The organism is Caenimonas sedimenti, from assembly GCF_007833165.1.
Taxonomy (GTDB): domain Bacteria; phylum Pseudomonadota; class Gammaproteobacteria; order Burkholderiales; family Burkholderiaceae_C; genus Ramlibacter; species Ramlibacter sedimenti.
Genome location: NZ_VOBQ01000029.1, coordinates 29,714 through 46,537, shown reverse-complemented (window position 1 = coordinate 46,537; position 16,824 = coordinate 29,714). Strand labels below are relative to the sequence as shown.

Sequence of the window (16,824 nt, the reverse complement as noted above, 5' to 3'; positions counted from 1 at the left end):
ACCTGAATCAGCGCCATGCGTCGTTACGGCCTCCTTGAGTGCGAAAGCACACGGCGTCGGCCGCGCCTAGCCTGGCGCTGATTCAGGTGCCGGCGCAGGCCCGTTTCTCTGCCGCCCAGGCTCCTAGCGCGTGTCACGTAGGACGAGGTGCCAGGGGAACCTGCGGCGCCGTCCTACATCCCATGGGCATGCGTTTTTTCCAACCGCCCGCTCCTGCCTCTGCCGTGCTGGCTCTGGCGCTCGTGGCACCGGCCGTGGCCAGTGCCGGAACCATGAAATTCAGCACGCCCTGCGAAGTGCCCGGCCTGCGTGAGGCCATCCTGCAGCAGGTCAACGCCGTGCGTGCGCGCGGCTCCAACTGCGGCGGACAGGTTTACGGCGCAGCCCGCGCCGTCGCCTGGAACGACCAACTGGTGTCGGCCGCCTCGGGCCACTCGCGCGACATGGCGGACCGCAACTACTTCGACCACCGCAGCCTCAGCGGCACCGAACCCGCGCATCGCGTGGATGCCGTCGGCTACAAATGGCGCGGCGTGGCCGAGAACATCGCAGCGGGCCAGTTCGACGCCCATTCGGTGATGCGCGGCTGGCTCAACAGCCCCGGTCATTGCAGCAACATCATGGACCCCAAGTTCACGGAGATCGGCGTGGCTTGCGCGGCGCGGGCCGGCACCGTCTACGGGGGTTACTGGACGATGGTGCTGGCGCGCCGTTAGGTTCAGCCTGCGGCCAGGCGCTCAGCTCGCTTCCAGCACCTGACCCTGGCCCCGGCCGCGGCCCAGCGCCTCCACCAGCTGGGGCAGCGCCTCCTTCAGTGCCGGCTTCAAGGTGTGGGGCGGATTCACCAGGAACACTCCGCTGGCCGTGAGGCCGGGGCGCGGCGCGTCGTCGCCGGGCAGGGCCTTGGCCCGCGCCTCCGACTGCCCGATGTTCAGCGTCGCGTGCAGCCAGGGCTTGCCGGCCTGGTTGGCCAGCGTCTTCAGCCGCTTCGGCAATGAGTGCGCCTCGGGCCGCGGGATCACCGGGTACCAGACCATGTAGGTGCCCGTCGCGAAGCGCGTCAGCGCCTCCTGCACCACGGCCGCGACACGGGCGTAGTCGGTCTTGATCTCGTAGCTCGGGTCCATCAGCACCAGGGCCCGCCGCGAAGGCGGCGGCAGCAGCTTGCGCAGGCTTTCGAAGCCGTCCGCGCGTTCCATGCTCACCATCCGCTTGGCTTCGATCTGTTCGATGTGGCCGGCCAGCGCCTTGCTGTCGGTCGGATGCAATTCGAACAGGCGCAGGCGGTCCCGGGCTTCGTCGCGCAGCACGGCCTGGGCCACGAAGGGCGAGCCCGGGTAGATCTTCAGCTTGCCCGACGGGTTGAAGCCGGCCACCAGCGCCAGGTAGTCGGCGATGAGGGGCGAGGCCGCAGCCGCCGTTGGGCTGGCGGCGAGTTTCAGGTAGCCGTCCGCGGCTTCCCCCGAGGTCCCCGCGAAGTCGCTGTCGAGGCGGTACAGCCCCGCGCCGGCATGGGTGTCGATGACCGTCAGCGCCGTCGGCTTGGCGGTCAGGTGCTTGAGGACGGCGATCAGCACCATGTGCTTCAGCACGTCCGCATGGTTGCCGGCGTGGAAACCGTGGCGATAGCTGAACATGCGGGCATGGTACAGCGGGCGGGCCGCCCGGACTTGCTAGGATGCCTCATGGAGGCCACCAGCATCCCCACCGAGCCGGGCAGCCGGCGCACTGTCCACGACCTGCTGGTGCCGGTCACCGTGGGTGCCCTGCTGGTGATTGCGCTGCTGCTGCGGCTGTTTTTCTGGCGCCACACCCAGCGCACCTGGGAAGACGCGCTCATCACCGTCCTGCACGTGGAGAACTTCTGGGCCGGGCTTGGCCTCACGCACGTGAAGCCCGGAGAGGCGCCGCTGCACGGCTTCACCAGCCCCCTGAGCGTGCTGGTGCCGCTGCTGTCGGGTCTGGTCGACGGTGTGGCGGCGCACGCGCTGGCGTTCCAGAAGGCGGCTTCCGCGCTGGCCGCCGTGGGTGTGGTCTGGCTGGCGCACCGGCTGATGCAGCGGGTCGAGGTGGAACCCGGCATGCGCCTCGCCTGGGTGATTTCGACGCTGGGCTACCTCGCCTTCGAGCACCACCAGGTCCTGTGGGGCATGGCGGGGATGGAGACCACGGTCGTCACGCTCGTGCTGTTCTTCAATTTCCACGCCTATGCCGTGCGCTCGCCGCGGCTGATCGCCGTGGGCATGGCGCTGGCGCTCTACGCGCGGCCCGACTTCCTGTTCCTCAACCTCCTGGGCCTGGGCTTTTGCCTCGCCTTCCTGCGCCGCGAGCTGCCGCGCATCCTGGCCATCGCGTTCATGCTGTACCTGCCGTGGCTGTTGTTCACGTCGCTGTACTACGGCTCGCCGATCCCCAACACCATCCTGGCGAAGTGGTTCGGCTATTCCTACGGCGGGCGCGACTTCCACAAGTTCCTGAGCTTGCTGGTGCCGCTGGGGCCCTCCTTCGCCGGCCACGGCATGGGGCACTGGCGCGAATGGGACAACGGCGCCATTTCCATCCTGGTCGGCGGTCTCTTCGTCGTGGGGGCCTGGCAGGCGGCCGTGCGCCGCGTGGACGCGCTTTACATGCCGGTCGCTTTCGTGCTCGCCTATTGGCTCTACTACCAGTTCGCCGTCGCGGGGGTCTTCGGCTGGTACCTGGCGCCGCTGTCCGCCGCCACCGTGCTGGTGGCCGGCTACGGGCTGGTGTGTGTCTTTCCGCGGCCGTCGGCGGCCACCGTGGTGGCGCTCGGCTACGCGGCGGCGCTGCTGGCCGTCCTGCCGGGCAACATCCGCGCCGAGCGCGGGATCCAGCGCTTCATCGAAACCCCGGTGCGCCAGCAGATGGGGCGATACCTCGGGCAGGTGCTGGGACCCACGGACTACGCCGGCATGGAACCGCTGGGCTACTCGGCCTACTACTCGCGCCGTGCCATCCTGGACTATCCGGGCCTGGCCAGCCGGCAGGTGACCGATTTCCTGCGCAAGAAACCCCGCACGCCCATGTGCGACGTGTTCGCCGAACTGCGCCCGCTCTACGTCGCCCTGCGCCCCTGGGAATGCAAGGACCACCCCTTCCTGGCGCGTGACTACCAGCTGGAGCGCGAGTTCAAGGCCGACCCGCAGGCCGCCAGGATCAAGCGCAACGACCTGAACGTCGACAAGCATTTCCTGGTCTACCGCCGCAAGCCGCCGGCGCCTCCGCCGCCCCCTCCCGTCCCGGCCGAATCGCCCAACGCGCCCTTTCCCTGATTCCTTTGTATAATGCCGGGCTCTGCAGCGCCTTGCGACTCCGCGGCAGAGACGTCGGGCAATTTGCATTGATCGACACATCCACCGCCTAAGAGATCCCCGCCAGAGGGACACCGACCGCGGAAAAGAGTCCTCCCAAACCAAGCTCGAGAGTCTTATGACCACCACTGTCAGCGCGAAACCCGCTGACGTGACGCACGAGTGGTTTGTGATTGACGCCACCGACAAGGTGCTCGGACGGGTAGCCAGCGAAGCTGCCCTCCGACTGCGCGGCAAGCACAAGGCCATTTACACGCCTCACGTCGACACCGGCGACTTCATCGTCGTCATCAACGCCTCCAAGCTCCGGGTCACCGGCGCGAAAGAGACCGACAAGATCTACTACCGCCACACCGGCTACCCGGGCGGCATCCGCCAGCAGACCTTCAAGGAAATGCAGGCCAAGCACCCCGGCCGCGCGCTGGAAAAGGCCGTCAAGGGCATGCTGCCCAAGGGCCCGCTGGGCTACGCCATGATCAAGAAGCTCAAGGTGTACGGCGGCGCCGAGCACCCGCATAGCGCCCAGCAGCCGAAGCTGCTCGAACTCCCTGGAGCCCCCAAATGATCGGTGACTGGAACAACGGCACCGGCCGGCGCAAGAGCAGCGTCGCCCGCGTGTTCATGAAGAAGGGCACCGGCAAGATCACGGTGAACGACAAGGACATCCAGGAGTTCTTCGGCCGCCAGACCTCGATCATGATCGCCAAGCAGCCCCTGATGCTGACGAACCATGCCGAGACGTTCGACATCATGTGCAACGTGCACGGTGGCGGCGAGTCCGGCCAGGCCGGCGCGGTGCGCCACGGCATCACGCGCGCGCTGATCGACTGGGACGCGACCCTGAAGCCGGCGCTGTCGGCTGCCGGTTTCGTCACCCGCGACGCCCGCGAAGTGGAACGCAAGAAGGTCGGCCTGCACTCCGCGCGCCGCCGCAAGCAGTTCTCGAAGCGTTAACCGTTTGATCCCCGACATCGGGGTTTCGTCCGACACAAAGCCGCACAAGTTCGCACTTGCTGCGGCTTTGTTGATTGGGCAGGATGCTCAACCATGCGTTTCAAACTGCTGAGGCGACGGCTCACGATCAGTGCCCCGCGGATGGTGCTGCGCAGCGCCATGCCCTGGCCGCTGCGCTGGGCCGGGGCGGCGGTCGTGCTGGGATTCTGCGGCGCCATCGGCTTGTGGGCCTTCGAGTTCGGCAAGGAAATCGCCGGGCTCGACTCGGGCGCCCGCGAGGAACTGCTCCGGCTGCGTGCCGACTTCGCCAAGCTGCAGGAAGAGCGCGACAAGGCGCAGTCCATCCTCAACACGTCCGGCAGCCTGATCACTGCGGAAAAGGCCGCGCAGGAGCGCCTGGCCCAGCAGATCAAGACGCTCGAATCCGAGAACCGCGCGCTGCGTGACGACCTCGGCTTTTTCGAGAAACTCATCCCGTCCAGCGGTGCCGAAGGCGTGGCCATCCGCGGCCTGCAGGCCGAGGTGCTGGCCGGCACCCAGCTCAAGTGGCAGGTGCTGGTGCTGCAGCCCGTCAAGAACGCGCCGGAATTCCGCGGCAAGCTGGAGCTCAGCGTGTCCGGCACCCTCGAAGGCAAGCCCTGGATGATGGCTTTGCCGGGCGGTCCACTGCCCCTGCAGTTCCGCCAATACCGGCGAATGGAGGGCATGATCGACCTGCCAGCCCATGCCGTGGTAAAAAACGTCTCTGCCAAGGTGGTGGAGGGCGCGGTCAGCCGCGCCGTGCAGAACGTGTCTTTGTAAATCGTTCGTTGAGGAGACCCTATGTTCGGCAAGAAAGCCCAGCCCCCCATCAAGAGCCTGATCGCGCAGGGCACGCGGATCGAAGGCAACATGAAGTTCCACGAAGGCCTGCGCATCGACGGCGAGGTCTTCGGCGACATCCGCGCCTCCGACCAGTCGAGCCTGCTCGTCATCTCCGAGGCGGCCGTGGTGCAGGGCGAGGTCCAGGCGGACCACGTCATCATCAACGGCACCGTGCGCGGGCCGGTGCACGCCCGCGAGCTGCTGGAACTGCAGCCGAAGGCGCGGATCGAGGGCGATGTCTCCTATGTCGCGCTTGAAATGCACCAGGGCGCCATCATCTCCGGGCAGATGCGCCCGCTCGTGATGGGCGCCGAGGACGAAAAGCCCCTACTGAAACTGGCATCGAAGAGCGCCTGATTGGCGCCGCGGACTCGCTGGGCTTACCATAGGGCCCAGCCGTCCCGTTTGCCGAAGGAATCTCCATGAGCGCAGTTGCAGAGAACGTCACCGCCGAAATGCCCCAGCCGCTGCTGTTCAGCGACAGCGCGGCCGCCAAGGTGGCGGACCTGATCGCCGAGGAGGGCAACCCCGACCTGAAGCTGCGCGTGTTCGTGCAGGGCGGCGGCTGCTCCGGCTTCCAGTACGGTTTCACCTTCGACGAAGTCACCAACGACGACGACACCGTGATGACCAAGAACGGCGTCTCGCTGCTCATCGACGCGATGAGCTACCAGTACCTGGTGGGCGCCGAGATCGACTACAAGGAAGACCTGCAGGGTGCTCAGTTCGTCATCAAGAACCCGAACGCCACGACCACCTGCGGTTGCGGTTCCAGTTTCTCGACCTGAGCAACTTCTGAAGTGATCAGCGGGGGTAGATTGCCCCCAGCACACGGGCGCCTTGGGCGCCCGTGGTGCTTTGGAGGTCCAGGTTTTCGCGGCGCACCGCCTTGCGGGCCAGCCAGGCGAATGCCGCGGCTTCCACTTGCAGGGGCGGCAGGCCGTGGGCGGCACTGGAAGCGACCCGCGTGCCCGGCAGCAAGGCCTGCAGGCGCTGCATCAGGTGCGTGTTGAGGGCGCCGCCGCCACAGACGATCACATCGCGCAGGGCGGGCGCGAGGCGCCGCGCATCCGCCGCGCAGGCGCGGGCGGTGAGCTCGGCCAGCGTCGCCTGCACGTCGGCCGGGGCGGAGCCGGCGAACGCGGCCAGCTGCGCGTCGAGCCAGGGGCGGTTGAACAGGTCGCGCCCGGTGCTCTTGGGCGGATCCAGCCGGAAGTAGGGCTCGGCCAGCAACGCCGCCAGCAAGGGCTCGATCACCCGGCCGGAAGCGGCCCAGGCGCCGCCGGCGTCATAGGGCTGCCCCGTGTGCTGCTGGCACCACGCGTCCATCAGGGCGTTGCCCGGCCCGCAGTCGAAACCCTGCATGGCGCCGCTGGCATGCAGCAGGGTCAGGTTCGAGATGCCGCCCAAGTTGAGCACGCCCACGGTCTTGCCAGGACGGCCGAACAGGGCCTGGTGGAAGAACGGCGCGAGCGGGGCGCCCTGGCCGCCCGCGGCCACGTCGCGGCTGCGGAAGTCCGCCACCACGTCGATGTGCGTCAGTTCGGCCAGCAAGGCGGGCTGGGCCAACTGGATCGTGTAGCCGGTGCCGTCGAACTGCTGCGGGCGATGCCGCACCGTCTGGCCATGGGCCCCGATGGCGTCCACGACGGTGGCGGCGACGCCGGCCTGGCTCAGCAGCTGCTGCACCACGTCGGCGTAGATGCGCATGAGGGCGTTGCCCGCCAGCCAGCCCCGGTGCAGCTCATCGGGCCCGCTGGTGTTGAGCGCCATCAGTTCCGTCCGCAGCGCGTCCGGCAGGGGGGCGCTGGCGTCCGCCAGGACCCGCAGCGGCGCGGCGGAGAAGTCGGCCAGCACGCCATCGACGCCGTCCATCGACGTGCCCGACATGAGGCCGATATAGAGCTCGGACATCGGGCGATGTTAGCCCGGAGCGTCCCGAAGAACGCTATTCGCCGAACGCCGATGAGCGGCCGGACAGGCTGGCCGCGGCGACCAGCTGGTGGCGCATGAAACCGGCGAGGCGGTTGAAGTCCGGCCGGGCGTCGGCCGCCAGCTCGGTGGGCGGCTGCCGCCGCGCGACCTCCAGGGGGTCCACGTGCACACCGTTCTCGCGGAACTCGAAGTGCAGGTGCGGCCCGGTGGCCCAGCCCGTCTGGCCGACCGCCCCCAGCCGCTGGCCGCGCGCCACCGCGGCCCCGGGGCGCACGTCGATGCGGCTCAAATGCGCGTACAGCGTGCTGTCGCCGCGGCCATGGTCGACCTGCACCACGTTGCCGTAGCCGCCCATCCAGCCGGCGAACTGCACCTTGCCTTCGCCGACACTGCGCACCGGGGTGCCGACGGGGCTGCCGTAGTCCACGCCCCGGTGCTGCGTCCACGCATGCCGGATCGGGTGGAAACGCATCTTGAAGCCGCTGGTGACGCGGGACACTTCCATCGGCGAGGCCAGGAAAGCGGTCTCCAGGCTCTTGCCGTCGAAGTCGAAATAGCCGCCCGCCGGCTTGCCCGGCGGCTGGAACCAGAGCGCCTGGTGCGTGCGCTTGCGGGTGGTGAATTCGGCCGTCAGCACGCGGCCCGCGCGCAGCGGCTCGCCGTCGGCTTCGAGCATCTCGTAGACCACGTGGAAGCGGTCGCCGCGCTGCAGTCCGCGGTGGAAGTCGATGTCACCGCCGAAGATGTCCACCAGCTGCGTGGCGACCGCATCGGGGATGCCGGCGTCGTCGACCGCCGCGAACAGCGAGGAGCGCAACACGCCCGTGCCCACGCGAACCGAGGTGGTGTAGGGCACGACCTCGACGCGCGAGGCGAAGCCGCCGCTGGCCGATCGCTCGACCACCAGCCGCTTGAACTGCGCGGTGTCGTCGCCGCTCCAGCGCAGGCTCAGGCGCACCAGGTTGCGGTCGTCGTCCGCTTCGGCATGGATCGTGCGTCCCGCCACACTGAGGAGGTAGGTGCGGGCCGCCGTGTCGCGCCGCAGCCAGGCGGCGGCCGCCGGGTCGTTGATCTGGAGGCGGGCCAGCAGCGATTCGACCGTGTCGGAGCCGCGGACCTGGTCGGTGGTGAACAGGTTGAAGCTGTGCACCCCCAGCGCGTCGCTCTGCTGTTGCAGCGGCAGGGGTTCGACCTCCTCCACCAGTTGCTGCACGGGCAGCGCCGAGGCGTCGGGACCGAGTTCGGCGACAGCGTAGGCGCCGCCTCCGCCTCCCAGCATCACGGCGGCCAGCAGCGCGGTGACCTGCTTCGGGTGGTGCTCCAGCGCATGGGCGGCGCGGTTCAGAAATCCATGAATCAAACTCGGTTCCTTCTTCGGGCCCTGTTTGTCCTACAAACAAGTAGGAGGTTCCCCGGCATGCGGCCGAGGTGACGGCCGATGGCGGAAAGCAGCAGGAGTGCCGCCACTTAGAATCGGCAGCGGAAAATCGTGGCGCGAGTATAGCCAGCCCGCAGGCGCCCGAATCTGTAAAAGTCCTTATGAATCAAGCCCTTGTTACAAAAAACCCCCCAGACCCGGCGCGCGTGGACGCGGCCATGGCGGTCACGCTGCGGGGCGTCGAGGAGCTGATCCCGCAGGACGAGTGGCGCAAGAAGCTGGAGCGGTCGGACGCCACGGGCGTGCCGCTGCGGATCAAGTTCGGCCTGGACCCGACGGCGCCGGACATCCACCTGGGCCACACCGTGGTGTTCAGCAAGATGCGCCAGCTGCAGGACCTGGGGCACACCGTGATTCCGCTGATCGGCGACTTCACCACCACCATCGGTGACCCGTCCGGGCGCAACAGCACGCGGCCGCCCTTGACCCGCGAGCAGATCGAGGCCAACGCCAAGACCTACTTCGACCAGCTGCGCACGGTTCTGGACGTCGACCGCGCCGAGGTCCGCTACAACAGCGAATGGTCCGACGCACTGGGCGCGCGCGGCATGATCCAGCTGGCGGGCAAGTACACGGTGGCGCGGATGATGGAGCGCAACGACTTCCACGAGCGGTTCAAGACCGGCTCCTCGATCAGCGTCCACGAATTCCTCTATCCGCTGGTCCAGGGCTACGACTCCGTTGCCCTGAAGAGCGACCTGGAACTCGGCGGCACCGACCAGAAGTTCAACCTGCTTGTGGGCCGGCACCTGCAGGCGGAGTACGGCCAGGAGCCGCAATGCATCCTGACCATGCCGCTGCTGGAAGGCCTGGACGGCGTCGAGAAGATGTCGAAGAGCAAGAACAACTACATCGGCGTCACCGAGGAGGCGAACACCATGTTCGCCAAGGTGCTGTCGATCGCCGACACGCTGATGTGGCGCTGGTTCACCCTGCTCAGCGCGCGGCCGGAGAGCGAGATCGCGAAGCTGAAGGCCGAAGTGGATGGCGGACGCAACCCGAAGGACGCGAAGGTGCTGCTGGCGAAGGAGATCACCGCGCGCTTCCACAGCGTGGCCGCGGCCGATGCGGCGGAGCAGGACTTCATCAACCGCAGCAAGGGCGGCGTGCCGGACGAGATCGCGCAAGTCACGCTGTCCGGCGCCCCGCTGGGCATCGCGCAATTGCTGAAGCAGGCCAACCTGGCGCCTTCCACCAGCGAAGCCAACCGGCTGATCGAGGGTGGCGGGGTGCGGGTAGACTCCGGCGTGGTGAGCGACAAGGGGCTGAAGCTCGGCGCGGGAACCTATGTCGTGCAGGTCGGCAAGCGGAAATTCGCGCGCGTCACCCTGTCATAGAAGGCGTGTTTCTGGGTTGTACAAGGCTTGTACAATCCAGGACATGATCACCAACATCGACATCGATGAAGACCTCGTCGCGGAAGCGATGAAGGTCTCGGGCGCCCGCACCAAGCGCGAGGTGGTGGACAAGGCGTTGCGCGACCTCGTGGCCCGCTCGCAGCGCACACGTTTTCGCGACATCTGGGGCACCCTCAAGGAAGAGGACTTCTGGCCGGACTATGACCCGAAGACGCAGCCAGGGGAGCCGCCCGGGATGTACCGCGTCGAGCAGCCGGTGGCCAGCTACAAGGCACGGCCGGCCGTGGCTGCGCAGGCCCGGCGAACGAAGAAATGATCCTGCTCCCCGACTCCTCGGTCTGGATCGATGCGAGCCGTGGTGCCACCACCAGCGCCACGCGCTTCATGGCGGATCGGGACGAGCAGGAGGAGATCGCCACCACGGGCATCATCTTCCAGGAGGTGCTGCAGGGGATCCGGCACGAAGCGCAATACGAAGTCATGCGCGAGAGGATGTGGTGCACGCTGATCCTGGAGCCCCGCGAGCTCTCGACCTACGAGATCGCGGCGCAACTGCACCGGCGGGCGCGCCAGAAGGGCCTGACCATCCGCAGCGCCAACGACTGCCTGATCGCAGCCATCGCCCTGGAGCACGGGGCACTGCTCGTCCACAACGACCGGGACTTCCTGGCACTGGCGGAGATCGAGCCTGCACTCCTGGTCTACCCAGGCCGCGCGCACTGACGCCCCTGCGAGGCGCTCACTTCGCCCCCGCCGCTTCCAGCATCTTCACCATCTCGCCATAGCCGCGCGACTTCGCCAGTTGCAGCGGCGTCTGGCCTTGCCGGTCTTTCAGCTGCAGGTTGGCCTTGGCATCGATCAGCGCCTTCAGCGTCGCCTGGTGGCGCGCACCGCCGTTGCCCAGCACGATGGATTCGATCACCGCCGTCCAGTGCAGGTTGTTGACGTGGTCCAGCGGCGCGCCGGCTGCGATCAACTGCCGCACCACGCCGTCGTGCCCCAGGTGCGCCGCCGCGATGAGCGCGGTGCCGTCGTAGCGGCTGGTCACCAGCCTGGCGCTGGCGCCCAGGGCCAGCAGCACGCGCAGCGTTTCCTCGTCATCGGCCACCGAGGCGATGGTGACCCCGTCGTAGCGGTCGTTCTCCAGCAGGTTCAGGTCGGCGCCGGCTTTCGCCAGAGCCTGGATGGCGGCGCGCTGCTTCGCGAACGCCGCCACGTGCAGCGGCGTGCGGCCGTTGCCATCGCGCGCGTTCAGGTCGGCCTTGGCCGCGGCAAGTTTCCCGATCTGCGCCACATCGCCGCGGTGAGCCGCGGCGTGCAGGCCCTGGTAGCGTGCGGCTTCGGCGGGCGTGGGACCGGTCTGGGCCGCGGTGGGCAAGGCGGCCAGTGCCGCGCAACCCAAGGCCACGGCCGCCAGGAGCTGGCGAGCGGGCTTCACTTGAGTTGGTCCTTGACCGTGTCCAATGCCGCGACCGCGCACTGCTCGTCCAGGTGACCACCGGGCGCGCCGCCCACGCCCACCGCGCCGATGGTCTCGTTGCCCACCTTGATCGGCACGCCGCCACCGAGCAGCAGGAAGCCGGGGATGTGCACCAGGTTCGCGGCGGCGGCGTTCTTCTGCGCCCCTTCCATCATCGCCAGCGTGTTGTTCTTCGCCGAGGCGGAGGTGAACGCCTTGTCGAGGCTGGCGGCCAGCGTGTGCGGGCCGGCATTGTCGGCGCGCTGGACCGAGCGGACGCCGCCCGCGCGGTCGACGACCGTGGCGGTCACGGCGTAGCCGGCCGCGCTGCAGGAGGCGACAGTCGCCGCGGCGATCTGGTTGGCGAGTGCGAGCGAGACGTTGCGCTCGGTGCGCACGCCCTGGGCGGACGCGCCGGCGGCGAGCAGGGACAGGGCGAGGGCGATGGAAGCTTGCTTGCGCATGATGGGTCTTTCCTGGAGTTCAACCGGTTCGATCAACCGTGACGCCACTGTAGAAATTCGCGTCGCGCCCGAACATTCGTAGCGCTACGCCCGTCCCTCCGTACAACTACGGAGCGGCTTCCACCAGCGCCGCGTAGTGCCGGATCAACTGGGCCAGCGACTCCGCCTGCAGCTTGCCGAAGATGTTCGCGCGGTGCGTCTCCACCGTGCGGGGCGACAGCGAGAGCGACCGCGCGACCTCCTTGTTGGTGAGCCCGGCGACGATCAGCCCCAGCACCTCGCGCTCGCGTTCGGAGAGCTGCGCATAGCGCTCGCGCGCGGTGCGGTCGGCCGCGTGGCGTTCGCGCGATTGGACGTGCTGCCGCACGGCGTTCTGCAGCGCTTCCAGCAGCACCTCGTCGTCGACCGGCTTCTCCAGGAACTCCGCCGCGCCGGACTTGAAGGCGCGCCGGCACATCTCGACCGTGCCATGGCCGGTGAGCATGATGACCGGCTGGTCCACGCCCTCTGCCTTCAGGGTGTCGAGCACGGTCAGGCCGCTGATGCCAGGCATGCGCACGTCGAGCACGATGGCGCCGATGTCCTGCCGGTCGAAGTCGCGCAGGAAGGCCTGCGGGTCGTCCCAGCCGTGCACGCGCAGGCCGACGGTGGAGATCAAAAGCGCCAGGGCGCTGCGCACCGCCGAATCGTCGTCGATCAGGTGGATCAGCGGCGACAGCGAAGGTGCGCTCATGCCGTTCCTGCCAACGGCAGTTGCAGGTGGAAGGCGGCGCCGCGCGGCGTCCCGTGCGCGGCCTGCAGGCGGCCGCCCATGCCGGTGGCCAGGCTCTCGCAAAGGCTCAGCCCCAAGCCCAGCCCCTGGTCGCGCGTGCTGTAGAACGGTTCGAAGACATGCGCCAGCGCGTCCGGCGCGATGCCCGGCCCGCTGTCGATCACGCTCAAGCGGCCTTCGTCCCCTTGCCGGCTCAGTTCCAGGCGCAGCGTGCGCTCCTCTTGCGGCACCTGGTCCAGTGCCTGCAGGGCATTCATCAACAGGTTGTGGATGATCTGCTCCAGCGCCACCGGCTCGGCGCGCACCGCGAACGCGGCGTCGGCCCCGTCCACGCGCGTGGCCACCTGGCGGCGCGCGATCTCGGGGTCCAGCAGGTCCAATGCCTTGCGCACCGCTTCAGCCAGCGACACCGACTGCACCGGTGTGCCCTGGCCGGGCCGCTCCACGGCGCGGCGCAGGCGGCCCAGCACGTCGGACGCGCGGCGCGCCTGGTCCGCCGCCTGCTGCATCGCGCCGCGCGCGGTGTCCAGCTCCGGCGGGTCTTCCGCCAGCAGGCGGCTGGCCGCCTGGGTGTTCGCCAGCAAAGCGGCGAGCGGCTGGTTCAGTTCGTGCGCCATGCCCGCGGCCAGTTCACCCAGCGTGTTCAGGCGCGCCACCTGGCCGAGCCGCAGCAGTTCCTCGGCCCGGCGGCGCGCGGCACGCTGGCGCTGCCAGGCCTGCAGCGCGGCGAGCAAGGCGGCCACACCCAGCGTCCAGGCCAGCATCTGGCCCCAGGGCAATTCGCCCCAGCCGACGGTGCGCACCGCGACCACGTCGAAAGGCTGGCTTTCGGCGGCGAGGTGCTTGCGGAATTCGTAGCGCCACCCGGTGGCGTCCGCGCGGCCTGGCTGCAGCACGAAGCGTTGGCCCGCGTGCTCCAGCGTCAGCTGGACGGGGCTGGTTTCGGGCGGCATCGGCCATTCGGACCACGGCACGACGGCCTTCAAGTCCATGCGCAAGGCGAAGCTGCCCGGTTCGGACGCCAGCACCAGTTCGTAACGGCCTTGCGGCAGGTCCACGCCCGCCAGCACGGCCCGCCGCAACTGGCGCGACTGGGCCTCGGCCGCGGCGAGGCGCGCCTCGGGCCATGCGGCCCCGGCATCGCGCCGCTGCACGGCGAGGATCTGCGGATAGAGTGCCGGCAGGCGCTGCTCGGCGGACTGCCCCGTGCCCGCAGGCTGCAACAGCGCCAGCGTGGCGAGCACCGCGTCGTGCTGCACCACACGCTGGCTGAGCAGGCGGTGCGCGATGCGGGCGTCGGTTTCGAAGGCATCGCGCGCCCGCGCCAATTCCGCGCGCGCCAGCAATACGCAGCCGGTACCCGCCAGCAGCAGGCCGAGCACGATCCACATGGCATGACGGACGAGCAGGCTGCGCATGGCTGCGATTCTGCACGCACAATCCCCGGCATGAACACCTGGTCGCCCGAGTCGCTGACGCCGCAGAAGCTGCTGCGGGCGTCCGTGGTTGTGGCGGCAGTGACGATCGCGCTGAAGTTCCTGGCCTGGTGGCTGACCGGCTCCGTCGGCCTGCTGTCGGACGCGATGGAGTCGATCGTCAACCTGGCCAGCGCGCTCTTCGCCCTGCTGATGGTGAACATCGCCATGCGGCCCGCCGACGCCGACCACCCCTACGGCCACCACAAGGCCGAATACTTCTCGGCGGGGTTCGAGGGCCTGCTGATCATCGTGGCGGCGGTGGGCATCGTCTGGGCCGCACTGCTGCGGTTCAATGACCCGCGGGGCCTCGAGCAGGTCGGGCTGGGGCTGGCGCTTGCCGTGGTGAGCTCCGCCTTGAACGGCGGCCTGGCCTGGCTGATGCTGCGCTCGGCGCGCGTGCACCGCTCGATGGCGCTCGAAGGCGATGCGCGCCACCTGCTCACCGACGTGTGGACGTCGGCCGGCGTGATCGTGGCGGTCGCGCTGGTGGCCCTCACGGGCTGGCTGTGGCTCGACCCCGCGATCGCCATCGCCGTCGCCATGAACATCATGCGCGAAGGCGTGCACCTGATGTGGCGGTCCAGCGAGGGCCTGATGGACCGGGCCGTGGAAGACGAGGTCATGGCCGAGATCGAGAAGACGCTGGCCCAGTTCGACCACCGCACGATCCGCTTCGACCACCTGACGACCCGCCGCTCCGGCCGGCGCCGCTTCGTGGACATGCACATGCACATGCCGGCCAGCTGGACGCTCGGCAGGGCGGCGGCCTTGCGGGGCTCGGTCGAACAGGCGCTCATGAGCGCGGTGCCGGGGCTGCGCGCCACCATCCAGCTGCTGCCCAGTGATGTCGAGGCCCACTTCGACGACGAGAAGGACTTGATCTGATGCTGGCCGTCGCGCAACGGGTGAGTGAAGCGAAAGTGCTGGTGGACGGGCGCGTGACCGGGGAGATCGGTCATGGCTTCCTCGTGCTGGTGTGCGCCGAACGCGGCGACAGCGAGGCGCAGGCCGACAAGCTGCTCGCCAAGATCCTGAAGCTGCGCGTCTTCAGCGACGACGCCGGCAAGATGAACCGCAGCGTGCAGGACGTGGCGGGTGGCCTGCTGCTGGTCAGCCAGTTCACGCTGGCGGCCGACACCAGCGGTGGCAACCGGCCGAGCTTCACGAATGCCGCCGCGCCGGAGGAGGGCCGGCGGCTCTACGATTACTTCGTGGCGCAGGCGCGGGCCGCGCATCCGGTGGTGCAGACCGGTGAGTTCGCGGCCGACATGAAGGTGCACCTGGTCAACGACGGGCCGGTGACGATCCCGTTGACGGTGCGCTAGTACGGATTCTCGAAGCCCAGCGCCCCCAGCAGCAGGATCTCCAGCGCCTCCATCTCGAGCGCATCCCGTTCGCCGCTCTCGTGGTCATAACCCTGCGCATGCAACGTGCCGTGCACCAGCAGGTGCGCGTAGTGCGCTTCCAGCGTCTTGCCCTGCGCACGGGCTTCGGCGGCCACCACGGGGCCGCACAGCACGAGGTCCGCGGCCACCTGCGGTTCGCGCGTGTAGTCGAAGGTCAGCACGTTGGTCGCGTAGTCCTTGCCGCGGTACTGAAGGTTGAGCGCACGCCCTTCGTCCTCGCCGACGATGCGGACCGCGATCTCCCCGGGCCGCAGCAAGGCCTGCGCGATCCAGGTTTTCACCTTGGGCGTCTTCAACACCGAACGATGCACCGCCGCGTCGGCGAAGCGGCCGAACTGCAAAGTGAGATCCAATGGAAGCCCTGGATTCCCGCCCGAGCCTGCCCTCCGCGAAGGCGGGGGGCGGGAATGACGGCTTGTCATGCGTCCTTGCCGCGGGCGGCGTCGTATGCATCGACGATGCGTGCCACCAATGGATGCCGCACCACGTCGGCGCTGGTGAACCGCGTGTGGGCGATGCCCTTCACGCGCCGCAGCACGCGTTCGGCATCGACCAGCCCCGACAGGTGGCCCTTGGGGAGGTCGATCTGGCTGATGTCACCCGTCACCACGCACTTGCTGCCGAAGCCGATGCGGGTGAGGAACATCTTCATCTGCTCCGGCGTGGTGTTCTGCGCTTCGTCGAGGATGACGAAGGCATTGTTCAAGGTGCGGCCGCGCATGAAGGCGAGCGGCGCGACTTCCAGCGCGTTGCGCTCGAAAGCCTTCACCACACGCTCCATGCCCATCAGCTCGTACAGCGCGTCGTAGAGCGGCCGCAGGTAAGGGTCCACCTTCTGCGACAGGTCGCCCGGCAGGAAGCCGAGCTTCTCGCCGGCCTCGACCGCGGGACGCGTGAGCACGATGCGCTGCACCGCGCTGCGCTCCAGCGCATCGACCGCGCACGCGACCGCCAGGTAGGTCTTGCCGGTGCCGGCGGGGCCGATGCCGAAGGTGATGTCGTGGCTGGCGATGTTCTCGAGGTACACGCTCTGGTTCGGCGTGCGCGCCTTCAGGTCGCTGCGCCGCGTCTGCAGGACCATCGCACCGTCTTCGTCCTCCTGCAGTGGCGCATCGCCGGCCACCATCAGCTGCACGCGCTCGCGGGGGATCGTGCGGCCGGCCATCTCGTACATCGCCTGCAGCACGTTCATCGCGCGCTCCGCCTTGGCCTTGGGACCCTCGACGCGAAAGTGCTCCTGGCGGTGGCCGATGCGGACCTGCAGGGCTTCCTCGATGGTGCGCAGGTGCTCGTCGAGCGGTCCGCACAGGTGGGACAGGCGGGTGTTGCTGGCCGGGGTGAAGCTGTGACGGAGAATCATGGGC

At 68.7% G+C, this 16,824-nt stretch carries 21 protein-coding genes; 12 read left to right on the top strand and 9 right to left on the bottom strand.

What is annotated here, in order from left to right:
* Positions 1 to 188 precede the first annotated feature (188 nt).
* A complete protein-coding gene (locus FN976_RS27660) occupies positions 189 to 716 on the top strand; it encodes a CAP domain-containing protein (RefSeq protein WP_255440880.1) in 528 nt (175 codons plus the stop codon).
* A gap of 21 nt (positions 717 to 737) precedes the next feature.
* Here the strand turns inward: FN976_RS27660 and FN976_RS27655 are convergent, their stop codons facing one another.
* Positions 738 to 1,637, bottom strand: a complete 900-nt coding sequence (locus tag FN976_RS27655; RefSeq protein WP_145897124.1) for a 23S rRNA (adenine(2030)-N(6))-methyltransferase RlmJ — start codon at positions 1,635 to 1,637, stop codon at positions 738 to 740.
* Positions 1,638 to 1,685: 48 nt separating this feature from the next.
* Here FN976_RS27655 and FN976_RS27650 point away from each other — a divergent pair, with 48 nt between their 5' ends.
* The 6 genes from FN976_RS27650 (at position 1,686) to erpA (ending at position 5,938) form a co-directional block, all read left to right on the top strand.
* The gene (locus FN976_RS27650) at positions 1,686 to 3,293 is read left to right on the top strand and encodes a DUF8728 domain-containing protein (RefSeq protein ID WP_145897122.1); all 1,608 of its coding nucleotides are present in this window, start codon (positions 1,686 to 1,688) and stop codon (positions 3,291 to 3,293) included.
* Between the two features lie 157 nt (positions 3,294 to 3,450).
* On the top strand, positions 3,451 to 3,897 hold the full coding sequence (gene rplM, locus FN976_RS27645; RefSeq protein ID WP_145897120.1) for a 50S ribosomal protein L13: 447 nt from the start codon (positions 3,451 to 3,453) through the stop codon (positions 3,895 to 3,897).
* Positions 3,894 to 4,286, top strand: a complete 393-nt coding sequence (gene rpsI, locus FN976_RS27640; RefSeq protein WP_145897118.1) for a 30S ribosomal protein S9 — start codon at positions 3,894 to 3,896, stop codon at positions 4,284 to 4,286. The genes rplM and rpsI overlap by 4 nt, the downstream gene beginning before the upstream one ends.
* 93 nt (positions 4,287 to 4,379) lie before the next feature.
* Positions 4,380 to 5,087: a DUF6776 family protein gene (locus tag FN976_RS27635; RefSeq protein WP_145897116.1), complete on the top strand. Its 708-nt coding sequence runs from the start codon at positions 4,380 to 4,382 to the stop codon at positions 5,085 to 5,087.
* 21 nt (positions 5,088 to 5,108) lie between these two features.
* Complete coding sequence (locus tag FN976_RS27630) at positions 5,109 to 5,507, top strand: bactofilin family protein (protein WP_145897114.1); 399 nt, start codon at positions 5,109 to 5,111, stop codon at positions 5,505 to 5,507.
* A 65-nt stretch (positions 5,508 to 5,572) separates the two neighbouring features.
* Positions 5,573 to 5,938 (top strand): iron-sulfur cluster insertion protein ErpA, encoded by a 366-nt coding sequence (gene erpA, locus FN976_RS27625; RefSeq protein WP_145897112.1) that lies wholly within the window; start codon positions 5,573 to 5,575, stop codon positions 5,936 to 5,938.
* A gap of 16 nt (positions 5,939 to 5,954) precedes the next feature.
* Here erpA and FN976_RS27620 read toward each other — a convergent pair whose 3' ends face one another.
* Both FN976_RS27620 and FN976_RS27615 read right to left on the bottom strand, forming a co-directional pair.
* Positions 5,955 to 7,064, bottom strand: coding sequence for an anhydro-N-acetylmuramic acid kinase (locus FN976_RS27620; RefSeq protein WP_145897110.1), 1,110 nt, complete (start codon positions 7,062 to 7,064; stop codon positions 5,955 to 5,957).
* Positions 7,065 to 7,098: 34 nt separating this feature from the next.
* The gene (locus FN976_RS27615; RefSeq protein ID WP_255440879.1) at positions 7,099 to 8,445 is read right to left on the bottom strand and encodes a M23 family metallopeptidase; all 1,347 of its coding nucleotides are present in this window, start codon (positions 8,443 to 8,445) and stop codon (positions 7,099 to 7,101) included.
* 179 nt (positions 8,446 to 8,624) lie between these two features.
* Here FN976_RS27615 and tyrS point away from each other — a divergent pair, with 179 nt between their 5' ends.
* From tyrS to vapC, 3 genes are read left to right on the top strand one after another with little or no spacing between them, the layout of a single operon-like run.
* Positions 8,625 to 9,860, top strand: a complete 1,236-nt coding sequence (gene tyrS / locus FN976_RS27610) for a tyrosine--tRNA ligase (RefSeq protein ID WP_145897108.1) — start codon at positions 8,625 to 8,627, stop codon at positions 9,858 to 9,860.
* A gap of 43 nt (positions 9,861 to 9,903) precedes the next feature.
* Positions 9,904 to 10,197, top strand: a complete 294-nt coding sequence (locus tag FN976_RS27605) for a type II toxin-antitoxin system VapB family antitoxin (protein WP_145897106.1) — start codon at positions 9,904 to 9,906, stop codon at positions 10,195 to 10,197.
* A complete protein-coding gene (gene vapC / locus FN976_RS27600) occupies positions 10,194 to 10,604 on the top strand; it encodes a type II toxin-antitoxin system VapC family toxin (protein WP_145897104.1) in 411 nt (136 codons plus the stop codon). The genes FN976_RS27605 and vapC overlap by 4 nt, the downstream gene beginning before the upstream one ends.
* A gap of 16 nt (positions 10,605 to 10,620) precedes the next feature.
* Here the strand turns inward: vapC and FN976_RS27595 are convergent, their stop codons facing one another.
* From FN976_RS27595 to FN976_RS27580, 4 genes are all read right to left on the bottom strand, one after another.
* Complete coding sequence (locus tag FN976_RS27595) at positions 10,621 to 11,319, bottom strand: ankyrin repeat domain-containing protein (protein WP_145897103.1); 699 nt, start codon at positions 11,317 to 11,319, stop codon at positions 10,621 to 10,623.
* Positions 11,316 to 11,804, bottom strand: a complete 489-nt coding sequence (locus FN976_RS27590) for a GlcG/HbpS family heme-binding protein (RefSeq protein ID WP_145897101.1) — start codon at positions 11,802 to 11,804, stop codon at positions 11,316 to 11,318. The genes FN976_RS27595 and FN976_RS27590 overlap by 4 nt, the downstream gene beginning before the upstream one ends.
* Before the next feature lie 106 nt (positions 11,805 to 11,910).
* Positions 11,911 to 12,537: a response regulator transcription factor gene (locus FN976_RS27585; RefSeq protein ID WP_145897099.1), complete on the bottom strand. Its 627-nt coding sequence runs from the start codon at positions 12,535 to 12,537 to the stop codon at positions 11,911 to 11,913.
* Entirely contained in the window at positions 12,534 to 13,994 is a 1,461-nt protein-coding gene (locus tag FN976_RS27580) for a sensor histidine kinase (RefSeq protein ID WP_145897097.1), read from the bottom strand. Before FN976_RS27580 ends, FN976_RS27585 begins: the two co-directional genes overlap by 4 nt.
* Positions 13,995 to 14,024: 30 nt before the next feature.
* Here FN976_RS27580 and FN976_RS27575 point away from each other — a divergent pair, with 30 nt between their 5' ends.
* Both FN976_RS27575 and dtd read left to right on the top strand, forming a co-directional pair.
* A complete protein-coding gene (locus tag FN976_RS27575; RefSeq protein WP_145897094.1) occupies positions 14,025 to 14,939 on the top strand; it encodes a cation diffusion facilitator family transporter in 915 nt (304 codons plus the stop codon).
* Positions 14,939 to 15,379, top strand: coding sequence for a D-aminoacyl-tRNA deacylase (gene dtd, locus FN976_RS27570; protein ID WP_145897092.1), 441 nt, complete (start codon positions 14,939 to 14,941; stop codon positions 15,377 to 15,379). Before FN976_RS27575 ends, dtd begins: the two co-directional genes overlap by 1 nt.
* Here the strand turns inward: dtd and ybeY are convergent.
* Together ybeY and FN976_RS27560 are read right to left on the bottom strand one after the other, a co-directional pair.
* On the bottom strand, positions 15,376 to 15,813 hold the full coding sequence (gene ybeY / locus FN976_RS27565; protein WP_255440878.1) for an rRNA maturation RNase YbeY: 438 nt from the start codon (positions 15,811 to 15,813) through the stop codon (positions 15,376 to 15,378). The genes dtd and ybeY overlap by 4 nt on opposite strands.
* Before the next feature lie 65 nt (positions 15,814 to 15,878).
* Positions 15,879 to 16,820, bottom strand: coding sequence for a PhoH family protein (locus FN976_RS27560; protein ID WP_145897128.1), 942 nt, complete (start codon positions 16,818 to 16,820; stop codon positions 15,879 to 15,881).
* Positions 16,821 to 16,824 lie beyond the last annotated feature (4 nt).

Bases quoted from the DNA above. Each gene is read 5' to 3' on its own strand.
- FN976_RS27585 (WP_145897099.1), bottom strand. From the start codon at position 12,537: ATGAGCGCACCTTCGCTGTCGCCGCTGATCCACCTGATCGACGACGAT.
- dtd (WP_145897092.1), top strand. From the start codon at position 14,939: ATGCTGGCCGTCGCGCAACGGGTGAGTGAAGCGAAAGTGCTGGTGGAC.
- FN976_RS27635 (WP_145897116.1), top strand. From the start codon at position 4,380: ATGCGTTTCAAACTGCTGAGGCGACGGCTCACGATCAGTGCCCCGCGG.
- FN976_RS27620 (WP_145897110.1), bottom strand. From the start codon at position 7,064: ATGTCCGAGCTCTATATCGGCCTCATGTCGGGCACGTCGATGGACGGC.
- rplM (WP_145897120.1), top strand. From the start codon at position 3,451: ATGACCACCACTGTCAGCGCGAAACCCGCTGACGTGACGCACGAGTGG.
- vapC (WP_145897104.1), top strand. From the start codon at position 10,194: ATGATCCTGCTCCCCGACTCCTCGGTCTGGATCGATGCGAGCCGTGGT.
- tyrS (WP_145897108.1), top strand. From the start codon at position 8,625: ATGAATCAAGCCCTTGTTACAAAAAACCCCCCAGACCCGGCGCGCGTG.
- FN976_RS27605 (WP_145897106.1), top strand. From the start codon at position 9,904: ATGATCACCAACATCGACATCGATGAAGACCTCGTCGCGGAAGCGATG.
- FN976_RS27590 (WP_145897101.1), bottom strand. From the start codon at position 11,804: ATGCGCAAGCAAGCTTCCATCGCCCTCGCCCTGTCCCTGCTCGCCGCC.
- FN976_RS27650 (WP_145897122.1), top strand. From the start codon at position 1,686: ATGGAGGCCACCAGCATCCCCACCGAGCCGGGCAGCCGGCGCACTGTC.
- FN976_RS27580 (WP_145897097.1), bottom strand. From the start codon at position 13,994: ATGCGCAGCCTGCTCGTCCGTCATGCCATGTGGATCGTGCTCGGCCTG.
- FN976_RS27575 (WP_145897094.1), top strand. From the start codon at position 14,025: ATGAACACCTGGTCGCCCGAGTCGCTGACGCCGCAGAAGCTGCTGCGG.
- FN976_RS27655 (WP_145897124.1), bottom strand. From the start codon at position 1,637: ATGTTCAGCTATCGCCACGGTTTCCACGCCGGCAACCATGCGGACGTG.
- FN976_RS27560 (WP_145897128.1), bottom strand. From the start codon at position 16,820: ATGATTCTCCGTCACAGCTTCACCCCGGCCAGCAACACCCGCCTGTCC.
- erpA (WP_145897112.1), top strand. From the start codon at position 5,573: ATGAGCGCAGTTGCAGAGAACGTCACCGCCGAAATGCCCCAGCCGCTG.
- FN976_RS27630 (WP_145897114.1), top strand. From the start codon at position 5,109: ATGTTCGGCAAGAAAGCCCAGCCCCCCATCAAGAGCCTGATCGCGCAG.
- rpsI (WP_145897118.1), top strand. From the start codon at position 3,894: ATGATCGGTGACTGGAACAACGGCACCGGCCGGCGCAAGAGCAGCGTC.
- FN976_RS27660 (WP_255440880.1), top strand. From the start codon at position 189: ATGCGTTTTTTCCAACCGCCCGCTCCTGCCTCTGCCGTGCTGGCTCTG.